The organism is Pseudomonas mosselii (assembly GCF_005796105.1).
GTDB classification, from domain to species: Bacteria; Pseudomonadota; Gammaproteobacteria; order Pseudomonadales; family Pseudomonadaceae; genus Aquipseudomonas; species Aquipseudomonas mosselii_C.
In genome coordinates this window covers 1-5,149 of record NZ_VAUO01000032.1, presented here as the reverse complement: position 1 = coordinate 5,149, position 5,149 = coordinate 1, and the positions used below count along the sequence as shown (strand labels likewise).

Below are 5,149 nucleotides of genomic sequence, written 5' to 3'. Positions count from 1 at the left end.
CGACTGGCGCAACGACATCGAAGGCCTGGCGGCGCTGTGTTCCAACCACATCCCCGACTACCGCAACCTGATGACCAGCTACAACGCCCTGACCGCCGCCAAGTAAGCCCCACTGCCCGGGCACCGTCAGTCGGTGCCCGGCACCCGGCAGCACACCCATTCAATCCTTCGCCCGTCTGCCGTTGCACAGTGGATGCGGGCAAGCTCATCCCAAGGAACACCGATGAACACCGCAACCGAAGCCAACCGCAACGTCGTTACGCTGGTGGTCCAGCACAAGGTTCGCGCCCAGTCCCTGAGCGACTACGAGGCCTGGCTCAAGCGTACCGTCAGCGCCGCGCGCCATCAGCCCGGGCACCTGGACGTCAACGTGATCCGCCCGGACGAGGGCGGGTGCCACTTCACCACCGTGGTGCGCTTCGCCGACGCATCCTTGCTGCAAGCCTGGGTCAATTCTGCCGAGCGCCAGGCCTTGGTCGAGCAGGTGCTGCCATTGCTTGAGGACGGTGACCATACCCAGGTACACGATGACCCGGAGTTCTGGTTCACCCCGCCAAGCGGCAGCGTCCCACAACCGCCACGTTGGAAACAGGCCCTGCTGACCTACCTGGTGATCTGCCCGATGACCATGATCATTCCGCAACTGCTGGCGCCGTTGTTCGCGCGCTACCCGCACCTGGGCGGCCCGATCACCGGCAACCTGATCGTCAACCTGTTTGTCATCCTGCCCGTGGTGTTCTACATCATGCCTTGGGTAACCCGCCGCTGTGCCAACTGGCTGCGCGGCTGAACGTTCCACGCACTCTCGATCACTTCTCAGGAGATACCGATATGAGCACGCTCGTCACCCGTGATGGCACCTCGATCTACTACAAGGACTGGGGCAGCGGCAAACCGGTCCTGTTCAGCCACGGCTGGCCGCTGGACGCCGACATGTGGGATTCGCAGATGGAGTACCTGGCCAGCCGCGGCTATCGCACCATCGCCTTTGACCGTCGGGGCTTCGGCCGTTCGAGCCAGCCGTGGAGCGGCTACGACTACGACACCTTTGCCGATGACATCGCCCAGTTGATTGAGCACCTGGACCTGCGCGAAGTCACCCTGGTGGGCTTCTCGATGGGCGGTGGTGATGTCAGCCGCTACATTGCCAAGCATGGCAGCGCACGGGTTGCAGGCCTGGTGTTGTTGGGCGCGGTGACCCCGGTGTTCGGCAAGCGTGCCGACAACCCGGACGGTGTCGATACCTCGGTGTTCGAGGGCATCCAGGCCGGGCTGCGCGCCGACCGGGCGCAGTTCATCGCAGACTTCGCCACGCCGTTCTACGGCATCAACCATGGCCAGCAGGTATCCCAGGGCGTGCAGACGCAGACCCTGAACATCGCGCTCATGGCCTCGATCAAAGGCACCCTGGATTGCGTATCCGCGTTCAGCGAAACCGATTTCCGCCCGGACATGGATAAGATCGATGTACCGACCTTGGTGATCCATGGCGACGACGACCAGATCGTGCCGTTCGAGACGACCGGCAAGAAGGCCGCCGAGCTGATTCGTGGGGCTGAGTTGAAGGTGTATGCCGGCGCGCCGCACGGTTTTGCCGTGACCCATGCGCAGCAGTTGAACGAGGACCTGCTGGCGTTCCTTCAGCGCTAACGGTGGGAGGCATTCGCGGGCAAGCCCGCTCCCACAGGTATCGCACAGCGATTGAAACCTGTGGGAGCGGGTTTACCCGCGAAGAGGCCGGCCCTGGCAGCACAAAAGTCCAACAGGGCTAACCTTCTACGACCCACCGCACATCCATTCAAGCCCTGACCGTGCGCCAACCGGCATGCTCCGCTGTTGCGCCTGCCGCACCTCGATGGAGAACAGCATGTCCCAGGATCCGAACGACAAGAGCCGTCGCCAGTTTCTCGCCACCAGCACCGTGCTCGGCGCCGCTGGGGCGCTCTGGTCCGCACTGCCCTTCACCGGCGCCGCCGGTTCCGCCCACGCAGCCACCCAAGGAGGCTCCATGACCGCCGACCTGATTCTGTTCAACGGCAAGCTGCACACCGTTGACCGCGAAAAACCCACTGCCACTGCTGTTGCCATCAAGGACGGCCGTTTCCTCGCGGTGGGCAGCGATGCCGAAGCCATGGCCCACAAGAGCGCCTCCACTCAGATCATCGACCTCAAGCAGCGCACGGTAATCCCAGGCCTGAACGACTCGCACCTGCACCTGATCCGTGGCGGCCTGAACTACAACCTCGAACTGCGTTGGGAAGGCGTGCCCTCGGTGGCCGACGCCCTGCGCATGCTCAAGGACCAGGCCGCGCGCACCCCGACGCCGCAGTGGGTGCGCGTGGTCGGTGGCTGGAACGAATTCCAGTTTGCCGAAAAGCGCATGCCAACCCTTGAAGAGATCAACCAGGCCGCGCCAGACACCCCGGTGTTCCTGCTCCACCTGTACGACCGCGCGCTGCTCAACCGCGCCGCCCTGGCCGCCGTGGGCTACACCAAGGACACGCCCAACCCGCCCGGTGGCGAGATCCAGCGCGACAAGTTCGGCAATCCCACCGGCATGTTGATCGCCCGCCCCAATGCCATGATCCTTTACGCCACGCTGGCCAAGGGGCCGAAGCTGCCGCTGGAGTACCAGGTCAACTCCACCCGTCAGTTCATGCGTGAACTCAACCGCCTGGGCCTGACCAGCGCCATCGATGCTGGCGGCGGCTACCAGAACTTCCCCGACGACTACTCGGTGATTCAGGAACTGGCCGACAACAACCAGCTAACCGTGCGCATCGCCTATAACCTGTTCACCCAGAAGCCCAAGGAAGAGCTGGACGACTTCCGCAAGTGGACCTCCAGCGTGAAGCTGCACAGCGGCACCGACTTCCTGCGCCACAACGGCGCTGGCGAGATGCTGGTGTTCTCCGCCGCCGACTTCGAGGACTTCCTCGAACCGCGCCCGGACTTGCCGCAAACCATGGAAGAAGAGCTGGAGCCGGTGGTGCGCCATCTGGTCGAGCAGCGCTGGCCGTTCCGCCTGCACGCCACCTACAACGAATCGATCACGCGCATGCTCGACGTGTTCGAGAAGGTCAACCGTGACATACCGTTCAACGGCCTGCCGTGGTTCTTCGATCACGCCGAAACCATCACCCCGCAGAACATCGAGCGTGTGCGTGCGCTGGGCGGCGGGATCGCGATTCAGGACCGCATGGCCTTCCAGGGTGAGTATTTCGTCGACCGCTACGGCGCCAAGGCCGCCGAGCAGACCCCGCCGATCAAGCGCATGCTCGAAATGGGCGTGCCGGTCGGGGCTGGCACCGACGCCACACGGGTGTCCAGCTACAACCCTTGGACCTCGCTGTACTGGCTGGTCAGCGGCAAGACCGTCGGCGGCATGGAGCTGTACCCGGAAGGCCTGGACCGCGACACCGCGTTGCAGCTGTTCACCCAGGGCAGTGCCTGGTTCTCCAGCGAACAGGGCAAGAAGGGCCAGATCAAGGTGGGCCAACTGGCGGACCTGGCGGCGCTGTCGCTGGACTTCTTCAGCGTCGAGCAGGAGGCGATCAAGGGCATCGAGTCGGTGCTGACCATCGTCGACGGCAAGGTGGTGTACGCGGCGGGCGAGTTCGAACGCCTGGGCCCACCGCAGGTGCCGGTGCTGCCGGAGTGGTCGCCGGTGGCCAAGGTGCCGGGGCACTGGCGCGTGGGCACCCCGTCGCTGGCGGCGGCGGTGCACCAATGCTCGGGGCCGTGCGGCGTGCATGCGCACAGCCACGAGAAGGCGCGTCATTCCAAGGTGCCGGTCAGCGACTTCCAGGGCTTCTGGGGGGCGCTGGGTTGCTCGTGCTTTGCGTTCTAAGACGTTGTGTTTTTCAGCGTCATGTGAGGTCGCTCCGTGTTGTCGATCTGCACGGCCTCATCAACCCGCTGTAGCGCGCTGACCGCTGGTAAGTAAACGTCTGTTAGAAACATCGAAGGCCGGTTCCCTTGGCGGGAACCGGCCTTTTTTCTGCGTCTAACGGGTCATTTGGGAAGTGCCCGACAAAACACGCAGAAACGGACCTCACGCTCGGCGGAGTACGCTTCCCCACGCTAGATTTTTCAGGCCATGTCGCTACTGGCGAACTCCTCGGCCAGGTGATCGATCAGCGCTCGCACCGATGGCAACAGGCCGCGGCGCGACGGGAAGATCGCATGCACGATGCCGCAGCGCGGGTGCCAGTCCGGGATCAGCTCGACCAGCCGGCCGGCAGCCAAATCCTCGCGCACCGCCACACGCGGCAGGTGCGCGATGCCCACCCCGGCCAGCACGAAGTGGCGCAGGGCGAACAGGTCGTCGGTGACCATGCGCGGGGTGTGCCGAATCACGATGCTGCGGCTGGTGTCCTCGCCCTGGAACAGCTCCCACTGGTACTCGCGCTGGGCGCTGCCCCAATGCAGGCTGGGCAGGCTGCTCAGCACATGCGGGTCGAAGCCTTTGGGCAACTGTTCAAGGTAGGAGGGGTGGCCGACCAGGCATTGGGTGCTGTTACTCAGCACCTTCATCACCATGTCGGTGTTCTCCAGTGGCGGGAAGCGCACCCGCAGCGCCACGTCGAAACCCTCGTGCAGCAGGTCGACGCGGCGGTTGGTGCTCTCGATGAACAACTCCACCTGCGGGTACTTGAGCATGTAGCGGGTGAGCATCGGCCCGACCCAGGAGTTGAGCAGGGTCGTCGGGCAACTGATGCGCACCAGCCCTCGCGGCTCGCTGCGATTGCGCTCGATGATCTCGGCGGCGCCCTCGGCCTCCACGCGCATGGCCAGGCAGCGGTTGTAATAAGCCTGGCCGATTTCGGTCAGCGAGCAGTGGCGGCTGGTGCGGTGTAGCAGGCGCACACCCAGGCGTTCCTCAAGGTCAGCGATGCGCCGGCTGAGCTTGGACTTGGGCATGTCCAGCGCGCGGCCAGCCGGTGCGAAGCCGCCGTGCTCCACCACCTGGGTGAAGTAGTAGAGGGAGTTGAGGTCTTCCAAGGGGTTCTCCAGATCCTGATAGTGCGCAGCTTCAAGCGTGTCGCGATCCCGGTGGGCGCGGGCTTGCCCGCGAAGAAGCCATCATCGACCCATCGTTCATAAAATGGAACGCTAAAGCCAATTTTCGCAGTCTACCGCTTCAAAG

4 protein-coding genes and 1 pseudogene are annotated in these 5,149 nt (G+C 64.2%); 4 read left to right on the top strand and 1 reads right to left on the bottom strand.

What is annotated here, in order from left to right:
* From FEM01_RS23890 to FEM01_RS23875, 4 genes and pseudogenes are all read left to right on the top strand, one after another.
* Positions 1–106: pseudogene (locus FEM01_RS23890) on the top strand (hydrolase); the annotation flags it as partial.
* A gap of 117 nt (positions 107–223) precedes the next feature.
* Positions 224–790: an antibiotic biosynthesis monooxygenase gene (locus FEM01_RS23885; RefSeq protein ID WP_138221877.1), complete on the top strand. Its 567-nt coding sequence runs from the start codon at positions 224–226 to the stop codon at positions 788–790.
* A gap of 41 nt (positions 791–831) precedes the next feature.
* Positions 832–1,650 carry an alpha/beta fold hydrolase gene (locus FEM01_RS23880; protein WP_138221876.1) on the top strand — a complete coding sequence of 273 codons (819 nt, stop codon included), beginning with the start codon at positions 832–834 and terminating at the stop codon, positions 1,648–1,650.
* Between the two features lie 358 nt (positions 1,651–2,008).
* Positions 2,009–3,850, top strand: a complete 1,842-nt coding sequence (locus tag FEM01_RS23875) for an amidohydrolase (protein ID WP_171031020.1) — start codon at positions 2,009–2,011, stop codon at positions 3,848–3,850.
* 242 nt (positions 3,851–4,092) lie between these two features.
* On the opposite strand, the gene FEM01_RS23870 is transcribed toward FEM01_RS23875, so the two are convergent.
* On the bottom strand, positions 4,093–5,004 hold the full coding sequence (locus tag FEM01_RS23870; protein ID WP_138221874.1) for a LysR substrate-binding domain-containing protein: 912 nt from the start codon (positions 5,002–5,004) through the stop codon (positions 4,093–4,095).
* Between the last annotated feature and the right edge of the window lie 145 nt (positions 5,005–5,149).